Source organism: Paenibacillus sp. CF384 (assembly GCF_900106745.1).
In the GTDB taxonomy this organism is placed as follows: domain Bacteria; phylum Bacillota; class Bacilli; order Paenibacillales; family Paenibacillaceae; genus Paenibacillus_Z.
The window spans coordinates 66,463-83,340 of sequence record NZ_FNNV01000006.1; the positions used below are offsets into that span (position 1 = coordinate 66,463).

General features: G+C 49.5%; 18 protein-coding genes and 1 other annotated feature. All 18 genes read right to left on the reverse strand.

Features of this window, described 5'->3' with window-relative positions; translation table 11 throughout:
- Positions 1-113: 113 nt before the first annotated feature.
- Positions 114-3,209 (reverse strand): isoleucine--tRNA ligase, encoded by a 3,096-nt coding sequence (gene ileS, locus BLW29_RS12145; RefSeq protein WP_090979774.1) that lies wholly within the window; start codon positions 3,207-3,209, stop codon positions 114-116.
- Positions 3,210-3,260: 51 nt separating this feature from the next.
- Positions 3,261-3,567, reverse strand: a binding site (T-box leader).
- Between the two features lie 67 nt (positions 3,568-3,634).
- Complete coding sequence (locus BLW29_RS12150; RefSeq protein ID WP_090979776.1) at positions 3,635-4,132, reverse strand: DivIVA domain-containing protein; 498 nt, start codon at positions 4,130-4,132, stop codon at positions 3,635-3,637.
- A gap of 131 nt (positions 4,133-4,263) precedes the next feature.
- A complete protein-coding gene (locus tag BLW29_RS12155; RefSeq protein ID WP_090979778.1) occupies positions 4,264-5,046 on the reverse strand; it encodes a YlmH family RNA-binding protein in 783 nt (260 codons plus the stop codon).
- On the reverse strand, positions 5,046-5,309 hold the full coding sequence (locus BLW29_RS12160; protein ID WP_256208555.1) for a YggT family protein: 264 nt from the start codon (positions 5,307-5,309) through the stop codon (positions 5,046-5,048). Before BLW29_RS12160 ends, BLW29_RS12155 begins: the two co-directional genes overlap by 1 nt.
- 7 nt (positions 5,310-5,316) lie before the next feature.
- A complete protein-coding gene (locus BLW29_RS12165) occupies positions 5,317-5,763 on the reverse strand; it encodes a cell division protein SepF (protein ID WP_090979782.1) in 447 nt (148 codons plus the stop codon).
- A 63-nt stretch (positions 5,764-5,826) separates the two neighbouring features.
- Entirely contained in the window at positions 5,827-6,552 is a 726-nt protein-coding gene (locus BLW29_RS12170) for a YggS family pyridoxal phosphate-dependent enzyme (RefSeq protein WP_090979784.1), read from the reverse strand.
- Between the two features lie 3 nt (positions 6,553-6,555).
- On the reverse strand, positions 6,556-7,404 hold the full coding sequence (pgeF, locus tag BLW29_RS12175) for a peptidoglycan editing factor PgeF (RefSeq protein WP_090979786.1): 849 nt from the start codon (positions 7,402-7,404) through the stop codon (positions 6,556-6,558).
- A gap of 89 nt (positions 7,405-7,493) precedes the next feature.
- On the reverse strand, positions 7,494-7,769 hold the full coding sequence (locus tag BLW29_RS12180) for a YlmC/YmxH family sporulation protein (RefSeq protein WP_090979788.1): 276 nt from the start codon (positions 7,767-7,769) through the stop codon (positions 7,494-7,496).
- A 151-nt stretch (positions 7,770-7,920) separates the two neighbouring features.
- Complete coding sequence (gene sigG, locus BLW29_RS12185; RefSeq protein WP_090573745.1) at positions 7,921-8,703, reverse strand: RNA polymerase sporulation sigma factor SigG; 783 nt, start codon at positions 8,701-8,703, stop codon at positions 7,921-7,923.
- Between the two features lie 156 nt (positions 8,704-8,859).
- Positions 8,860-10,050 (reverse strand): hypothetical protein, encoded by a 1,191-nt coding sequence (locus BLW29_RS12190; protein WP_090979791.1) that lies wholly within the window; start codon positions 10,048-10,050, stop codon positions 8,860-8,862.
- 14 nt (positions 10,051-10,064) lie between these two features.
- Complete coding sequence (locus tag BLW29_RS12195; RefSeq protein ID WP_090979793.1) at positions 10,065-10,907, reverse strand: hypothetical protein; 843 nt, start codon at positions 10,905-10,907, stop codon at positions 10,065-10,067.
- Positions 10,904-11,593 (reverse strand): ABC transporter ATP-binding protein, encoded by a 690-nt coding sequence (locus BLW29_RS12200; protein ID WP_090979795.1) that lies wholly within the window; start codon positions 11,591-11,593, stop codon positions 10,904-10,906. The genes BLW29_RS12195 and BLW29_RS12200 overlap by 4 nt, the downstream gene beginning before the upstream one ends.
- Positions 11,590-12,003, reverse strand: a complete 414-nt coding sequence (locus BLW29_RS12205) for a GntR family transcriptional regulator (protein WP_090979797.1) — start codon at positions 12,001-12,003, stop codon at positions 11,590-11,592. The genes BLW29_RS12200 and BLW29_RS12205 overlap by 4 nt, the downstream gene beginning before the upstream one ends.
- A 168-nt stretch (positions 12,004-12,171) precedes the next feature.
- Positions 12,172-13,026 carry a MetQ/NlpA family ABC transporter substrate-binding protein gene (locus BLW29_RS12210; RefSeq protein WP_090979799.1) on the reverse strand — a complete coding sequence of 285 codons (855 nt, stop codon included), beginning with the start codon at positions 13,024-13,026 and terminating at the stop codon, positions 12,172-12,174.
- A 43-nt stretch (positions 13,027-13,069) separates the two neighbouring features.
- Positions 13,070-13,747 (reverse strand): methionine ABC transporter permease, encoded by a 678-nt coding sequence (locus BLW29_RS12215; protein WP_090979801.1) that lies wholly within the window; start codon positions 13,745-13,747, stop codon positions 13,070-13,072.
- Positions 13,744-14,748, reverse strand: coding sequence for a methionine ABC transporter ATP-binding protein (locus BLW29_RS12220; RefSeq protein ID WP_218147101.1), 1,005 nt, complete (start codon positions 14,746-14,748; stop codon positions 13,744-13,746). The genes BLW29_RS12215 and BLW29_RS12220 overlap by 4 nt, the downstream gene beginning before the upstream one ends.
- A gap of 152 nt (positions 14,749-14,900) precedes the next feature.
- Positions 14,901-15,623, reverse strand: coding sequence for an RNA polymerase sporulation sigma factor SigE (gene sigE, locus BLW29_RS12225; protein ID WP_090638315.1), 723 nt, complete (start codon positions 15,621-15,623; stop codon positions 14,901-14,903).
- Entirely contained in the window at positions 15,602-16,606 is a 1,005-nt protein-coding gene (gene spoIIGA, locus BLW29_RS12230; RefSeq protein ID WP_256208561.1) for a sigma-E processing peptidase SpoIIGA, read from the reverse strand. The genes sigE and spoIIGA overlap by 22 nt, the downstream gene beginning before the upstream one ends.
- Positions 16,607-16,878 lie beyond the last annotated feature (272 nt).

Genomic DNA, 16,878 nt, shown 5'->3' on the forward strand with positions numbered 1-16,878 from the left:
CCCAGGGCTTAAAGCAAACAAGAATCACGCCCATGCAGCAGTTCGGGAGCGGCAATGCTGCCGCTCGCCGTTCGTCTTCATGGGCGTTCGTGTTGTTTGCTGTTATGAGGTTACTATACCCTTACGACAGAAATTCCAATCTCTTTCTCTCCGAGCGATACGCGCTCCATGTCTGCCTGGCTGCCGTACTCCACGCTGCGCAGCAGAACGCTCTCGAACAGCACCGACTCGAAGGCTTGCAGCGCTGCAAGCAGCTCCGCATCGACATCCAGAACGAGATGAACGCGCATTTCAATCGGAAGATCAAGTTTCTTGCGCGTATCCTGCACGGCACGAATCACTTCGCGAACCAAACCTTCCTGCTCCAGCTCAGGCGTGATATCGGTATTGATCGCAACCGTTAAATTGTAACCCGATGCCGACGCAAAACCGGATTTAGCCTGCTTCTCCACGAGCAGCTCATCAAGAGCGATCTCAAGCGACTCTCCATCCGGCGACGCGAATGTCAGCACGCCTGCTTTCATAATGCCGCTCGTTTGCTCCGGCGTCAGCGACTTCAAGTAGCCTTGGATCGGTCCGACATGTTTGCCGTACTTCTTCCCTGCTACTTTAAGGTTGAGCTTAAACGCAAAGTCAACGAATCCGGTGTCGCCGCTCGCAATCGTGATCGACTTCACATTGATTTCATCCTTGATGATCGCTTCATACGGCGAAAGGTCAAATTCATTGTCAAGCGCTACGATTAGCTCCGATAACGGCTGACGTGTTTTGATGCCCGTTTCGTTGCGGACATTGCGGGCAAGCTCGACGATTTGTCTCGCTGTTTCCATATCGCGCTCCAGCGTTTCATCAATCGCCGCTTCGTCGGCTTTCGGGTAGTCCGCCAGATGTACGCTGCTGCCATCTCCGAGATTCGTATATACATCTTCGGCTACCAGCGGTGCGAACGGCGCGATTAAGCGGGAAACCGTAAGCAATACGGTACGAAGTGTGCCATAGGCATCCAACTTGTCATCTGTCAGCCCGCTGCCCCAGAAACGGTCACGGGAACGACGGATGTACCAGTTGCTCATCTCGTCTACAAAAGTTTCAATGCCCTTCGCAGCATTGAGGAAGTCATAGACGGACAGGCTCTTCTCCACTTGTGCAGTTAAGCTGTTCAAGCGGGATACAATCCAGCGGTCCAGCTTGTTCGCGGATACGCGTGCCGGTTGTGCAGCAGGATCGTAACCGTCGATCGAAGCATACAGCGCGAAGAACGCATGCGTATTGACGATGGTATCGATGACTTTGGATTTGGCTTCGCCTACAATACCGCGCGAGAACCGTTTGCTGTTCCACGGCGCACTGTCAGCCAGAAGCGCCCAGCGGAATGCGTCCGTTCCGTATTCGTTAATGATTTCCCAAGGGTCGATAACATTCCCTTTGGATTTGGACATCTTCTGTCCGTTCTCATCCAGAATATGACCGGTGGAAATAACCGCTTTATACGGAGCCTTACCGTTGTACAGCGTAGATACAGCCAGCAAGCTGAAGAACCAGCCGCGCGTTTGGTCAATACCTTCGCAGATGATGTCCGCCGGGTATTGCTCAGCGAAGATTTCCTGCTTCTCAAACGGCTGATGGTATTGCGCGAATGGCATAGAACCGCTGTCGAACCAAACGTCCACGACTTCGGAAGTACGCGTCATCACGCCGCCTTCGCAATGCGGGCAGTGCAGCTTCACTTCATCCACGTATGGCTTATGAAGCTCAATGTCTTCTGAGATTGGCGATGTGGAGCGCGCAACCAGGTCCGCCCTGCTGCCCGGTGAATGCTGCCCGCCGCAGCTGTCGCAAATCCACACGTTAAGCGGCGTTCCCCAGTAACGGTTACGGCTGATATTCCAATCGACCAAGTCCTCGAGGAATTTACCGAAACGGCCTTCACGGATGTGGCCCGGATACCATTCTACACCTGCGTTGTTCGCGATCAGTTGATCTTTAACCGCAGTTGTCTCGATGAACCAGCTGTCTGTTGCATAATAGATCAGCGCCGTTTTGCAGCGCCAACAGAACGGATAGCTGTGCTCATAACGCTCCTTGGAGAAGAGCAAGCCGCGTTCGCTTAACATCTTCACGATGTCGACATCGCATTCTTTCACGGAACGTCCGGCCAGATCCGTAACCACATCGATATAACGGCCTGCATTGTCCACCACGTTCAAGAAGCTGACGCCATTCAGGCGGGCTGCCTTGTAATCTTCTTCGCCGTGCGCAGGAGCAATGTGCACGATACCTGTACCGCTCGTATCGCTGACAAAGTCGCCCGGGATGACGAAGTGGCCGTTCTCGATTTGTGCGTACTTGAATGGCGGCTCGTATTTCTTGCCGACCAGCTCTGCCCCTTTTACAGTGGACTGGATGACGAAATCGCCTTTCATTACGCTCTCTACAAGCGCTTCAGCGACGAAATAAACTTGACCATCCTTCAGCACGCGCGCGTAATCCAAGTTCGGATTAACGGCAAGCGCCACGTTCGCGGGCAGCGTCCAAGGAGTTGTCGTCCAAGCGAGTACGTACTCCTCGGAATCAACCAGTTTGAACTTCACAGTAGCGCTTAGGTCCTTAACATCCTCATACCCTTGCGCAACCTCGTGCGAGCTAAGTGTCGTTTGGCAGCAAGGGCAGTATGGACTAACTCGGTGACCGCGGTAAAGAAGTCCTTTGCCATGAATCGTCGATAAGATATGCCATACGCTCTCAATGTAGTTATTGTTCAGCGTGATATACGGATCATCCATGTTGGTCCAATAGCCAATTGCTTCTGTCAGTTCACGCCATTGACGCTCATATTCGAATACGCTGTTTTTGCACTTCGTGATGAAGGCTTCTACGCCGTATTTCTCGATTTCCTGTTTACCGGAGATGCCAAGCTGCTTCTCAACGCCAAGCTCGACCGGCAATCCGTGCGTATCCCAGCCTGCTTTACGAACGACACGGTAGCCATCCATCGTCTTGTAGCGGCAGATGAAATCCTTGATTACGCGTCCCAGCACGTGACCGATATGCGGAGCTCCGTTCGCGGTCGGCGGCCCTTCATAGAAGACAAAATTCGGCTTGCCTTCCCGGTTCGTGATCGACTGCTTAAACGTCTCTTCTTCTCTCCATTTGGCCAGTACCCTGGAGTCACGACTTCTTGCTTTCTCTTTGACATCGACGCGTTGCATACGCTCATACCCCTTTCATTCTCCTGAAAAATAAAAAAAGCCCCGCCCCTGTAAAGGGACGAGACTATAGCTCGCGATACCACCCTTGTTCCAAGTGTAGCTGCGTTCTTCTTCACCGCTCTCTTCCGGAGACGGCAAATCGACGCGCCGCTATGCTTGGCACCTTCGTCACGGATGCATGCATCCGAGTTCCTTGTAACGGTGGACTTCCGGAACTGCTTACTGCTTATGGCATCCATAAGGTTCGGCGGTTCTTCTCGGAGAGGATATTCCGCAACTGTTCACACACCGGCTTTCAGCAAATACCGGCTCTCTGTGGAGCTTACAGAAACGTACTCGTTCTCGTCAACGAATTGATCGTATAGATTGATTATTACCATTTATACGCGAATCCTAAACAATTGTCAAACCATTCGCAACAATAATTACACGCCGCGGGCGATTTCACTCGTTAAGCTAGCCGGACCATCCAATGTATCCCAGCTGTCATGGCTTAGCAGCTCAAGCTGCGCTTCCACGAGCGTCCGGAATCTGGCACGATAGATCGAAGCTTGTTTACGAAGCTCCTCTACCTCAAGCGCCACTTTACGGGACTTGCTAAGCGACTCATTGATGATGCGGTCCGCATTCTTCTCGGCTTCCTTGACGATGAGCTGCGCTTCTTTCTTCGCATTGCTTCTCACTTCATCAGCCGCTTCTTGCGCCACAATGATCGTCTTACTTAACGTTTCTTCAATGTTGGAGAAATGATTCAGCTTCTCCTGCATGGACAATGCTTGATTCTGAATTTCCTTGTTCTCGCGAATGAGCGCCTCATAGTCTTTGATGACTTGATCAAGAAATTCATTTACTTCATCTTCATCGTATCCGCGAAGTCGTCTGCCAAATTCCTTGTTATGTATGTCCAATGGCGTAAGCGGCATTGGGGCACCTCCTGATTGTAGTCGAAGGGGACCATGCTTAGGGTATCCCCGTGTGGGACTAGCGCCTTAAGCCGTATCCTTCCTGAGTTTACTTCTAATTTCGACAGATGGAGCCATTTTCCTGCAAACGATTAGATAAATTTGCCGATTTTGACCCGAACTCTGCCTTTCTTCGTAATCCCCTCTACAATAAGCACTTTGAAACGGCCAAGTCCCTGCATCGAAATGACGTCGCCTTCCTTGAGCGGCGTGGAAGGATCCTCTTCTACCTTCCAGTTCACGCGGCATCTTCCGGCCCTAATAGGATCCACAATCTTGGTTCGGCTGATTCGGTGAACGTCACTGGCGATACCATCAAGACGCAAAGAAGCCACCGACAAATTCATTTCCTCCATCGCGGAAATCGCAGGCCGCAGCTGGTGCAGAGGAAGGATGTCCGTCAGGACATGAACACGGTGGACTTGTCGCAAATGAATATTAATATAATCGGCAATTTCCGAAACGACTAAACAATGGCAGCTGTCCTCATGAACGTGAAGATCACCGATCCGATCACGCTTAATGCCCAGTCCCAGTAGTGCACCCAGGTAATCGCCATGATCCAGCTCCAAATGACCTTGCGTACCGCCGGTCACTTCGATTAAGGCAATCCCTTCGGGCTCATTCTCGAGATCGCGGTAATCAGGCGCAATAATGGCCCTTCTACGCTCCGCGCCTTCATAGCCGCCTACAAAGCGAAGACCAACATCTGCACGCCGATTGACTAATGACGCTACGATATCGGCCTGCCTTGGATCGAGAAAATCGGTCACTTTCACTTCGTGACCGAATGCTGCTCGTTCAATCCATTCCGAGGCGCGGTCCACGAAGGGCCGCTCATCCGGATGGAAATGGACATAAATGTCGTTTTTCATTAGATAAACATCTCGATGACCGAAATCAATCCCAAAGCCACGAAACGAAGGGCAAACAAAGCAACGATCGGGGAGATATCAATCACTCCGCCGATATTGGGGATAAATCTGCGGAATGGTGCCAAATACGGCTCAACCAGCTTACCCAATAATTCGCCGATGAAGCTCTCACGCAGGCTCGGCAGCCATGACAACAGTACGTAAGCAATGATCATATACTGATAAATCTGTGAAAGGTTTAAAATTAAACTTCCTACGTCCAACTCAAGGTCACCTCATTTTTTTGTAATCTTGCTCATCTGCCAGCATTTCCGTTATTGCGCCTTGAATTTCAACCGAGTCAGGCGTGCAAAGAAAAATATTAGGACCAAGCTTCGAAATGCCGCCGTTGAGCGCATAAATCGTACCGCTGAGAAAATCAACGATTCTCACGGCTTGATCCGAACGAACGCGCTGCAGGTTCACAACGACTGAACGACGCGAGCGCAAGTGGTCCGCAATATCCTGTGCTTCTTCGTACGAACGGGGTTCGTTCAGAATAACGCGCACATTCTTCTGCGAATGAATACTGACGATATTATTTCCCTTTGCAGGTTGTTTACGTTGCTCGAAGGGAGAAGTTTCATTATCTTGATCGTCATGATTGTCAATCCGTTCGCGCTCTACGACTTCCTCTTCCTCTTGCAGGCCGAGAAAACTCATAAATTTATTCATCATGCCCGTCGCCCTCTTTCCCTAATAATCTGCTTGTGCCAAGTACTCGCTTGCTGTAACGCATCCTTAGCTGTGTCCTACCAATACCGTACCTAGTCTTAACCATGTTGCGCCTTCTTCTACAGCTACTTCGAAATCCCCCGACATGCCCATCGACAAACCATCAATCTGCTTGCTTAATACTGCGCTGCGATTCAGTTCGTCACGAAGCTGTCTTAACCCGCGAAATACGGGACGGGATTGCTCGGCTTCGCCGTCAAGCGGCGCCATCGTCATCAGCCCAACCGGCTCGATATGAGGAAAGGCCACTAGCTGCTTGGCGAAAGGGATTAATTCTTCGGGCTGAAGGCCATGCTTGCTGTCTTCTCCGGCTACATTGACTTGTATAAAGCAAGGCACCTTGATAGCAAGCTGCGCGGCTTTACGCTCGATTGCCTCCGCTAATGAAAGACGATCCAAGGAATGGATGTATGTAAATTTCCCTATGACTTCTTTAACCTTATTCGTTTGCAGTGACCCAATGAAATGCCATACAGCTTGTCCGGACGGCGCATGGTCTAAGCTTGTATCCCACTGGCTGCCCGTAATCGCGTTCCACTTCTCAGCCGCGTCCTGCCAACGATTCTCCCCCATATGAACGAGACCTTGCTGCAAGACCGCTTGCGTCTGGGGGACGCCTACGTACTTTGTTACTGCAATCAGTCCAATCTCCGAACGCTGCCGGCCGCTTCTTGCACATGCTTCTGCGAGCCGTCGTTCCACTTCTTCAATACGATGTGATAAAGTCGTCACGCCTTACTTGTCTCCTTCTTTCATGCCGATCCAGCTCACCATTCGGCCCGTCGCACCGCCTTCTACTCGGTGAGAGAAGAACAGATTCGTGGCACAACCGGTGCACCACTCTGAACATTCGATACGGCTCGGCAAAATTCCTGCTTTTATCATAATCTGTCGGTTCAATTCTTTCAAGTTTATCCTAGCTTTTCCTTCAGTGGTCGGTACGACCATGTCAGCAGGATCTACATTCCACCCAGCAATAAGCGGCATTACGCGATCCAGCACGACATCGTTCACCTCATAGCAGCACATCCCAATGGAAGGACCAATCGCAGCTTGGATGGATGCTGCATCGCAGCCGAAGGCCGAGACCATTCGTTCGATGGTCAACCTGGCGATTTCAAGCACGGTTCCTTTCCAGCCGGCATGGGCAAGCGCAATCACTTCACGAACAGGATCGAAGAAATAGAGCGGAACACAATCCGCGTAGAAAGAAGTCAGCAATACATTCTTCCGGTCGGTGACTAGTGCATCGGCATCCGCAATTGAAGAAGCGCGGCTTGCTCTTCCTTTGCCGCGATCATCGGCTTCTATAATATGCACATGATTGCCGTGTACTTGCTCTGCGCAGGTCCATGCTTCAAATGGCCAGCCGAGCGACTCCGCGAGCAAGCCGCGATTGCGTACAACGTCATCCTGTACGTCTCCGACATGAAGCCCGCAATTCAGGGATTCCCAAGGAGCGCTGCTGACGCCTCCTTCCCGTCCGGAGAACCCGACCGTCAAACCATCAAACCGTTCTATCCATTGCGGCAATAAAAAAAGCGAAGGGCTCTTCGCTGCATCAACATGTTTAAATGGTTCCATGATACGATCACCTCAACTTCCAGTGTACCACGCATGGCAGCCTCCTTGCGAGCGGCCATCCCGCCCGCAAGGCGCTGAGATCGACGAACTTATCGAACCTGCACATCGTCTTCCTCCGTCTTGTACACCTTCGCATCGTCAATCCGTACGAGTACGACATCCGTGCCAATCTTTACAATATTGCGCCAAGGGATCACGACATCGGTGCCGCCGCCGAACAAGCCGAAGAAACGAGAGTAGTTCGGTACAACGATGGAATCAATGCGTCCCTGCCGCAAATCCAGCTCCAAGTCGCTGACCTGCCCCAGCTTGCGTCCATCTACAATATTGATAACGTCTTTCGTCTGAAAATCCGAAATTTTCATTAACCGTTCACCACGCTTCCGAAAGAACTGCTCATCACCTTATTATCAATATATGTGCTAAATGGGCAAAATGTCCTGCTTGCCACTAATTATAGCTGTTCTGATACATAGCAAAAAAACGGCGCTAGGCGCCGTTTCACTTTTGGTTGATTTACGTTTTAACATGCTTCTGCATCTGTTGGATCGCGGATTTCTCGAGCCGGGATACTTGCGCTTGTGAGATGCCGATTTCGTCGGCTACCTCCATTTGCGTTTTCCCTTCGAAGAAACGCATCGACAGAATCATTTTTTCGCGTTCATTTAGTTTGTGCATCGCTTCTCGAAGAGCAATCTCCTCAATCCACGACACGTCTTTGTTTTTGTCATCACTGATTTGGTCCATCACATAGATGGGATCTCCCCCATCATGATAAATCGGTTCGAACAATGATACCGGGTCTTGAATGGCATCGAGCGCAAAAACGACATCCTCTTTCGGAACGTTCAGCGCCTCGGAAATTTCAAAAATCGTCGGCTCCCTTGAGTTTTTGTTCGTCAAGCTATCCCGCACCTGCAGTGCCTTATACGCGATATCACGCAAGGAGCGCGACACGCGAATCGGGTTATTGTCCCTTAAATAACGGCGAATTTCACCGATAATCATCGGAACCGCATAGGTGGAAAACTTAACATTCTGACTGAGATCGAAATTGTCGATTGCTTTCATGAGGCCGATGCAGCCGACTTGGAAGAGATCGTCGACGAATTCCCCGCGGTTATTAAACCGTTGAATCACACTAAGCACTAGCCTCAAGTTGCCATTGACTAATTTCTCTCTTGCTGCCCACTCGTTCTGCGTTTGCAATGCGGTAAACAACTCCCGCATCTCCGCATTTGTGAGGACAGGCAGTTTCGCGGTATCCACTCCACAAATCTCGACTTTGTTTCGGGTCAACGTGATTACCTCCCAAGGAGAAACATTAATGTTCAGTATCTCCTTGCCCCCCCAATTTATTCCCCCTCCCGCAAGAAGAAAGTCATTCTCAAAGCTGACCTGCAATGTAAACGCAAACAAGCCCCCGGAGGGATTCCGAGGGCCTTGGCATTCCTATTATTTGATCACATACATCGAGTAAATTTGCAGGTCGTTAAGAAGCTTTGTACGCTCCGCACCTTGCTTGTTAATGTCGATTTTGCCGGTATAGACGACTTTACTTTGCTTCAAGTCGGCAATGACAACATCGATGGCATCGGCTTCCTTGGACATCAGATATAACCGGTCCCCACTGACCATCGAGCTCGATAAGGACTGAACAGGGATTACGAGCTCCTTGATTTCGCGCGTCTTCAGATCATAATGCTTCACAAGGGCTGACTTCTCTTGCTTCACGATCACAATGATCGAATCTGTAGTTGCATTCACCCAATAGTCGGAAATGCTCGGGTCAACAGCAGGCACTTCCGTCGTTTGTCCACTCTTCCAATTCATCGTGAGCAGCTCCGACTTCGTGTTTTCTACGATCTCATTTCCGTCTTTATCCTTCACGTGCTTCTCCGTCTGTTGTCTAAATACAAGCACATCATTAGGCGCGTTATAAGGTGTTGAACTCTCCATCGTGTATCTTACGAATTGACCATTATCGAGCTTCTTATCGGCCAGAATCACGTCATCTTTGGCAATGCTCTTCGCGTTTAGATCCACCGTATATTTATGAATCTCCTGGTTCCCAAAGCCTTGGCCGTTATCGGCATTCTTTCGGTAATTGACGGTAAAGACGTATAACATCTTGCCATCCAGCTGTACATCCATCACGTAAGCATAGCCGTATTGCTCATAGTTAGGCACCGCTGCTACGAAGCTTTGTTCATCCTTCGTTGTCAAGTCAAGCGTAGCGATGTTGAACTTCGAATTCCGGTCTACATAACCGCTATTAAAGGAGGCATAGGCAAGCGTCTTCTCATCTTGATAGAAGGAGTTCGAGCTTCTTTTGGCCCGCATGAAGCCGTGGTGCTCTTTAAACAGTTGAACCATTTCCTGACTATAGCTGTATCGCTTGGCCATCGAGAATTGTTCGAAATAAGACTCCTCCTGCTTATACGTGCTCCCTTTGGAACTAATGACAAGGGAACCATAGGCCTTTGTCATGCCATCCAGAACAAGCGATTTCGCCTCATTATCGTCACCGGAAACGGTCAGCAGGTTAAAGTCCGGGTAGCTTCGCGTAGCAGCCCCCACGTAATAGGTGCCTATGCTCCCAAGGATAAAGATGACGAGCAAGATGGAAAACCAATAGCGTTTCATTGTGTAGTAACCTCCTATACCGATATCTTCTTATTCATTAAGAAGAAGCTTATTGCAAGAGACATTACGCCGATCAATGCGGCAATAACGAACTCGATGATGAAAATTTCGTTCGGGTATAAATAATCGTTAATATCTCGATTCATGATGAGCATCGGTGCAACCAGAAGCAGACATGCAACGCCGATGTAGATGACGCCTGCCACGATCCCCTTCAACCGGTAGCTCCGCTCAAGCAGGATCGCTGTGAACAATATGATGACGAACAAGGCACCGCTGCCATAGTACAACACAAATTCCGTTAAGGTACGGGGCACAAGAACTTGAAGAAACGAGTGATTCTGGATGACTGTTGTCAATGTTTCGGAGACCCCTCTCAATTCCGGGTCAACGACAGCCGTAAACAATTGGGCTTCAAGCGGCAGAATGAGCAGTTGAAACGCCACTAATCCGAAGACGAACAGCAGAATTGCGCTTAGCTTAGCCAAATACAAATGGCGTCTTTCCGTAGGGAGCATCAACAGCCGATAAATAAACATGTTTTTGCCCATCCATTCTCTATACCAAATCAGAAATACGTAAAGCGCGATTCCGCCGATGCAAAGCGCGATGGGGGCAAGAATAAATAAGTTCGCTCTGCCCATCATATCGGAAAAGGTCACTACGCCGTTCTCGGCAGCAAACTTTGCAAACGTTGACGTAGTCGGCCCCATTTTATCCTTTACGACCTGCATGTATTTATTGCTCTCGTACAGAATGCCGCCGCTTTGCATGAGCAGCGTCATCACGAACAAGGTGATATACAGCTTCCAAAAACGAGAAACCTCCATATGAAGCAGCTTCATAAAACGATTCATCCGTTGTACACCTCTCTCATAACATCCATAACCGACTTGCCTTCCTGCATGCGCATGTCTTCGCAATTGAATTGCCTCATCACGACCCCGTTGTCCAACAGCACGACCTCGTCGATTAGATGCTCGATATCGTTAATCTCATGCGTCGTAATAATAACGCCTCTGTCTTCCACGAGCTTGCTTGTAAACACGTTTGCGATTTGCTCCCTGCTGAACGCATCGATGCCCGAGAATGGTTCGTCCATCAGCACGTACTCCACATCCAGCGACAGACCGTGCAGCAGATTCAGCTTGGCCGTATTTCCTTTGGAAAGCTCGGAAATCCGATCGGTCCGCTTCAGCTTGAAGAATACCAGCATCTCTTCCGCGCGCGCCTCGTTCCAGCTGGCGTAGAAATCTTTCATGAACTGCATGCTCTCACCGACGGTCATGTTAGGAGGCATTGTGATATTGTCCGGAACGTATGCGACATGCTCGTAAATATGCTTGCCCACCGGCATTCCGTCCACTTGGATGCTGCCGCCGTCAATTGGTGTCAGTCCCATGATGGCTTTCAGAACGGTGGATTTGCCTACCCCGTTTATACCGATCAAACACGTAATATGACCTTTTTTCGCCGTAAACGATACATCTTGAAGCACTTTTCTGCGGCCGTATTTCTTGCGAACCGATTTAAACTCGATCATGCTTGCCCCTCCTTTGCTTGCGTATAGCTTGTTTCTACTTTGCTCTTGACGATGGCTAACAGCTCATCGACCGGTACTTGGATCTTGGCTATAGATTGAACAAATGCATCGACGGCATCTGTAATAAGTTCACTTCGAATCAAGCTTAATACCTGTTCGTCCGTGGTAATCCGGCTTGGGGAATTGCCCTCCGTTACGATCAATCCCTGTTCCTCCATTTCTTTGTAAGCCTTCTGTGCCGTGTTCGGGTTGATTCTCAGCTTACCCGCTATTTCGCGGCGCGACGGGATGACCTGCCCTTTCTCCAACCGCCCCGTTGCGATCTCTTCCTTAAAGTGCCTGACTACCTGAAGATAGACAGGGTCGCGGTTATTGAACTTCAACTCCGCGCTGCCTTCGACATCATGCATACGCTCCAACTCCGTCTTAATAGTGTGTGTACTACTTAGTTCATACACCTTATATGTGTACTATACCCGTAGTACACTCCCTTGTCAACTGCCTTGCTCCGCAAAATAAAAAGCACTGTCCGCCCCATTAAATTAGGGAGAGACAGTGCTTTGCGTACATTCGTTTAATTAAAAGGCAGGAATAATCGAGCCTTCGTATTTGTCTTCGATGAATTTCTTCACGTCTGCGGAGTGCAGCGCTTCTGTTAGTGCCTTGATCGCATCCGAATCTTTGTTATCCGGACGAGCAACAAGAATGTTCACATACGGGGAATCGCTGCCCTCGATGAAGAGCGCATCCTTCGTCGGTACAAGACCTGCTTCAAGTGCATAGTTCGTATTGATCAGCGCAAGGTCTACTTCATCCAGAACACGTGGCAGAGTCGCAGCTTCAACCTCGGTGAACGCCAGGTTCTTCGGGTTCTCCGTAATATCGTGAACAGTACCTGCGACGCCTACGCCGTCTTTCAGCTTGATGACATTGTTAGCTGCAAGCAAAGCAAGCGCACGTCCACCGTTGGTCGGATCATTAGGAATAACAACCTTCGCGCCGTCTTTCAGTTCATCTACGCTTTTCACTTTCTTCGAATAAGCACCGAATGGCTCAATGTGGACGCCGGCAACATTAACGAGATCATAGCCTTGATCTTGGTTGAATTGGTCCAAGTACGGTGTATGCTGGAAGAAGTTTGCATCCAATTGCTTCTCGTACAATTGTGTGTTCGGTTGTATATAGTCATTGAATTCGACAACTTCAAGATTAATGCCTTTAGCCTTCAATGCCGGCTTGATGAAATTAAGAATTTCCGCATGCGGCAATGGTGAAGCGCCCACCTTGAGTGTTACTTCTTGAGCGGCGTTATTGCCATTATTTGCAGTCGTATTCCCTGCATTCGAATTAGTTGCTTCGTTATTTTTTGCTCCGCATGCGGACAACGCCACAACGAGAACCAGAAGCAGTAGTGCAAAACTTACCTTCTTCATTCTTCATTCCTCCATCTGTATAAAGCTTTCTATGTTGTTCACCTTACTTCCGGCTAAATCGGCGTACCAAATAATCACCGGCCATCTGCAGGATCTGAACCAAAATGATAAGACAAGCCACTGTAACAATCATGACGCTGGTCTGGAATCTCTGATACCCGTATCGCAGTGCCAAGTCACCTAAACCGCCGCCTCCGATTACGCCTGACATCGCCGTGTAGGAAACGAGTGTAACAGCTGTTATTGTAATGGCCGCTATTAAACCAGGCCTTGCTTCAAGCAGGAGCACACGCCTTACAATGTCCATGCGGGAAGCTCCCATCGACTGCGCGGCTTCGATTACGCCTCGGTCAACCTCGCGCAGCGAAGTCTCCACCAACCTTGCGAAGAACGGCGCGGCAGCAATCACAAGCGGCGGGATCGAGCCCTGTACGCCAAGCGTTGTACCGGTTATGACTTTCGTTAGCGGCATGATCATGATCATGAGAATAATGAAAGGGACAGAACGAAGGATATTCACAACAAGCGAAAGCGCTGCATAGACAAACGGCTGTTCCAGCAGTTGTCTTCTGGAAGTGAGGAATAGAACGACCCCCAGAATCAAGCCCAGAATAATGGTGAACAGCAACGATGCACCAAGCATGGTCAGCGTATCCTTGGTCGCCTTCCATACTTCCTCCGGCCGAACATCCGACCAGTCGATTCCCTGTTTCAGCATCATTTCAGCTCACCTACTTCCAGCCCTTTATCGCGCAGGCCTGCAAGCACTTCGTCAATCTCACGGTCATTGCCGATAAATTCGATCACAAGCTGGCCGTACGGCGTATTTTTCATTCGTGAAACGGTCCCCTGCAATATCGTAAATTCCACGGTGGTGGACTTAACGGCGTTAAACAGAAGCGGCTCATACGTGACTTCGCCGACATAGTTCATCTTCACGAGTCGACCGCTGCGCGTGCCGATCAGTTCACGCGGATCGAAGGAATCTGCAATCTGGCTGACAAAATCCATCGTGATGGCATGCTTGGGTTTAAGGAATACATCCAGCACATTCCCCATCTCTACGATTTCTCCACCGTCAATGACGGCGACGCGATCGCAAATCGAACGAATGACATGCATTTCATGCGTAATCAGTAGAATCGTTATGCCGAGCTTCTCGTTAATATCAAGGAGTAGTGATAGAATCGCGTTTGTCGTCTGCGGATCCAATGCCGAAGTTGCTTCATCGCAGAGGAGCACATCCGGATTGTTGGCAAGCGCTCTAGCTATGCCGACACGCTGCTTCTGCCCGCCTGAGAGCTGGGCCGGATATTTGTCTGCATGCTGCTCCAAGCCTACCAGCTTCAATAGCTCGTCTACTCTTCGCTTAATCGTCGACTTTGATTGTTTCGCCAATTCTAGCGGGAAAGCAATGTTATCGCGAACCGTCGCCATCGAGAGCAGATTGAAATGCTGAAAAATCATTCCGATTCGGCGGCGTTCCTGCTGCAATTGTGTCGTAGAGAGCTTCGTCAGCTCTACATCTCCAACCGTTACAGTCCCCGCGGTAGGGCGTTCCAATAGATTCACACAACGCAGCAATGTGCTTTTGCCTGCTCCGGAGTGTCCGATGATGCCGAATATATCGCCTTTATTTATAGTAAGATTGATATTGGTTATCGCATCTACCTTCGACTTGCCAGTGCCATATGACTTGCTTATGTCTAAGAGCTCAATCAGCGGTAAAACCTCCTGCCATCCTTCGTATGTTGAAAGAACAACCTGCATTATAAACAACTTTCACACGCTTTGTCACTGGATTGAATTGCTACTTCACCGTAAAAAGCCCGCAATCCCCATGATTATGGGAATTGCGGGCTTTTGTTCACCAATTAGACCATTTTATTAAACTCTTTGCGCAGCCGTTTAATGATTCGTTTCTCCAGCCTTGAGATATAGGACTGCGAGATACCTAGCAAATCGGCGACATCCTTCTGGGTTTTCTCTTCCCCATCCGCAAGGCCAAAACGCAGCTCCATGATAATCCGTTCGCGCTCGGTCAGCTTATCCAGTGCTTTATGAAGCAGCTTACGGTCTACCTGCTCTTCAATATTGCGGTAGATCGTATCATTCTCAGTTCCGAGCACATCGGATAGGAGCAGTTCATTGCCATCCCAATCGATATTGAGCGGTTCATCAAAAGAGACTTCCGTCCTAGTCTTGCTATTGCGGCGCAAGTACATCAATATTTCATTCTCGATACAGCGTGAGGCGTACGTAGCGAGCTTGATTTTCTTCTCTGGATCAAACGTGTTGACCGCTTTAATGAGCCCGATTGCACCGATGGACACCAAGTCTTCGATATGAATGCCCGTATTCTCGAACTTCCTGGCAATGTACACGACTAAACGAAGATTGCGTTCGATCAGCATCGCCCGGATCGCGGAATCGCCCGATGGCAGCTTCTCGAGCAAATACTCCTCTTCTTCACGCGTGAGCGGGGGTGGCAGTGCCTCGCTCCCGCCGATATAATAAATTTCCTCGCTCTTTAATCCGAATAAAAACAAAACGCGATAATAATATAACTGCAGGATCAATTTCCATTTGACGAGCATGCTGTTCCATCCCTTCCCGAAGAACTGTGTATTGTATCGATCGTGACACTTCGACTTTGAAGAAGTGACGGATGGATGATCGCCTGGTAGGTGCCGTCATGGGCGAGTTTACCGGCGTCTAAACCAATGAGCACTTTCTTGGATTCATAGACTTCACCATCGCGATTGATGATGACTAGATCCGGTTTAATCGCCAGCATGAACTGTGCGCCGCGATTCACACCACGATAAGGCACTAGTCTTAGCCGGTCTCGCCAAATGAAGGGCGTATCATCCGTCATGCTCGCTAAGAGCTTATCGACCTGCGATTCCCGAATTTGAGCAATCCATGAAGCAGGCAGCACATCTTGCCAAACGGCAGCTTCCATAACCATGACCGGCGTTCGGGTCAGCGGTTCGTACAGCTGGTTACCCGTGTCGATCAGACCTGTGCAGCTATGCTCCTTATCCTCGATTCGAACCTTCACCTCCGCGAGATGATTGGTGACCAAATCACGTTCTTTGCGCTGTGTCATCACCGATCGGTAGATATAATAGCCGACGCCAATAAGACTGAAGACAAAGATCGTCGATGGCTTCAGCATGAAATATAATTTCCCATTTACAGTGGCGACGGTGTGCCAGAGCTTATTCGAGCTGTTCATAAACAAGTAATGGGCTCCGATTACAGCACCAGCGGCGGCGAAGTTGACGCCGTAAAACGCTCCGACATGACGAGCAAAATATTGAACGCTTCCAAATCCGAACGCTATGAGCAGCATGATGATAGACAGCGCGACCTTGATGACGATGGTAAACAAGAACGACAACGGCGGAAACACAATCATGACGGCATACAAGCTGCCTACACCGGCAGCGAGGAGAACTCGCCACCACTTCGCACGTATGCTTCGTACCCAAGCAGTGAGAAGCAAATTCGAGCCGTCTATGAGCAGGTTGACCATGAATAATACGTCGAGATAAACTGCATCCAGTGCATTCACCTTCCTGCCGCACTTCCCTGCTCGCCGTTTCCCTCGTAAAAGCTTAGCGAGGATTTGCGGCTTGTGTCTAGTATAGTTAAATCCTATTACAATGTCTGTCTAAACATGCCGTCAGGAGTGATCTTTTTTTGTCGATGCCGCACTAACCGTTATCGCCAATTTACGGCGATCGGTTAGTGCAAAGGTGATTGGTTTGCGTGCACTGACGTGAGTCAGGGGATGCAGCATTCACCCTCAAGCACTAACTGTTATCGCCAATATACGGCGATCGG

What these genes read in the sequence shown, in the direction of transcription:
- ileS (WP_090979774.1), bottom strand. Translation starts at nt 3,209, where the DNA reads ATGCAACGCGTCGATGTCAAAGAGAAAGCAAGAAGTCGTGACTCCAGG.
- BLW29_RS12150 (WP_090979776.1), bottom strand. Translation starts at nt 4,132, where the DNA reads ATGCCGCTTACGCCATTGGACATACATAACAAGGAATTTGGCAGACGA.
- BLW29_RS12155 (WP_090979778.1), bottom strand. Translation starts at nt 5,046, where the DNA reads ATGAAAAACGACATTTATGTCCATTTCCATCCGGATGAGCGGCCCTTC.
- BLW29_RS12165 (WP_090979782.1), bottom strand. Translation starts at nt 5,763, where the DNA reads ATGATGAATAAATTTATGAGTTTTCTCGGCCTGCAAGAGGAAGAGGAA.
- pgeF (WP_090979786.1), bottom strand. Translation starts at nt 7,404, where the DNA reads ATGGAACCATTTAAACATGTTGATGCAGCGAAGAGCCCTTCGCTTTTT.
- BLW29_RS12180 (WP_090979788.1), bottom strand. Translation starts at nt 7,769, where the DNA reads ATGAAAATTTCGGATTTTCAGACGAAAGACGTTATCAATATTGTAGAT.
- BLW29_RS12190 (WP_090979791.1), bottom strand. Translation starts at nt 10,050, where the DNA reads ATGAAACGCTATTGGTTTTCCATCTTGCTCGTCATCTTTATCCTTGGG.
- BLW29_RS12195 (WP_090979793.1), bottom strand. Translation starts at nt 10,907, where the DNA reads ATGAATCGTTTTATGAAGCTGCTTCATATGGAGGTTTCTCGTTTTTGG.
- BLW29_RS12200 (WP_090979795.1), bottom strand. Translation starts at nt 11,593, where the DNA reads ATGATCGAGTTTAAATCGGTTCGCAAGAAATACGGCCGCAGAAAAGTG.
- BLW29_RS12205 (WP_090979797.1), bottom strand. Translation starts at nt 12,003, where the DNA reads ATGCATGATGTCGAAGGCAGCGCGGAGTTGAAGTTCAATAACCGCGAC.
- BLW29_RS12210 (WP_090979799.1), bottom strand. Translation starts at nt 13,026, where the DNA reads ATGAAGAAGGTAAGTTTTGCACTACTGCTTCTGGTTCTCGTTGTGGCG.
- BLW29_RS12215 (WP_090979801.1), bottom strand. Translation starts at nt 13,747, where the DNA reads ATGATGCTGAAACAGGGAATCGACTGGTCGGATGTTCGGCCGGAGGAA.
- sigE (WP_090638315.1), bottom strand. Translation starts at nt 15,623, where the DNA reads ATGCTCGTCAAATGGAAATTGATCCTGCAGTTATATTATTATCGCGTT.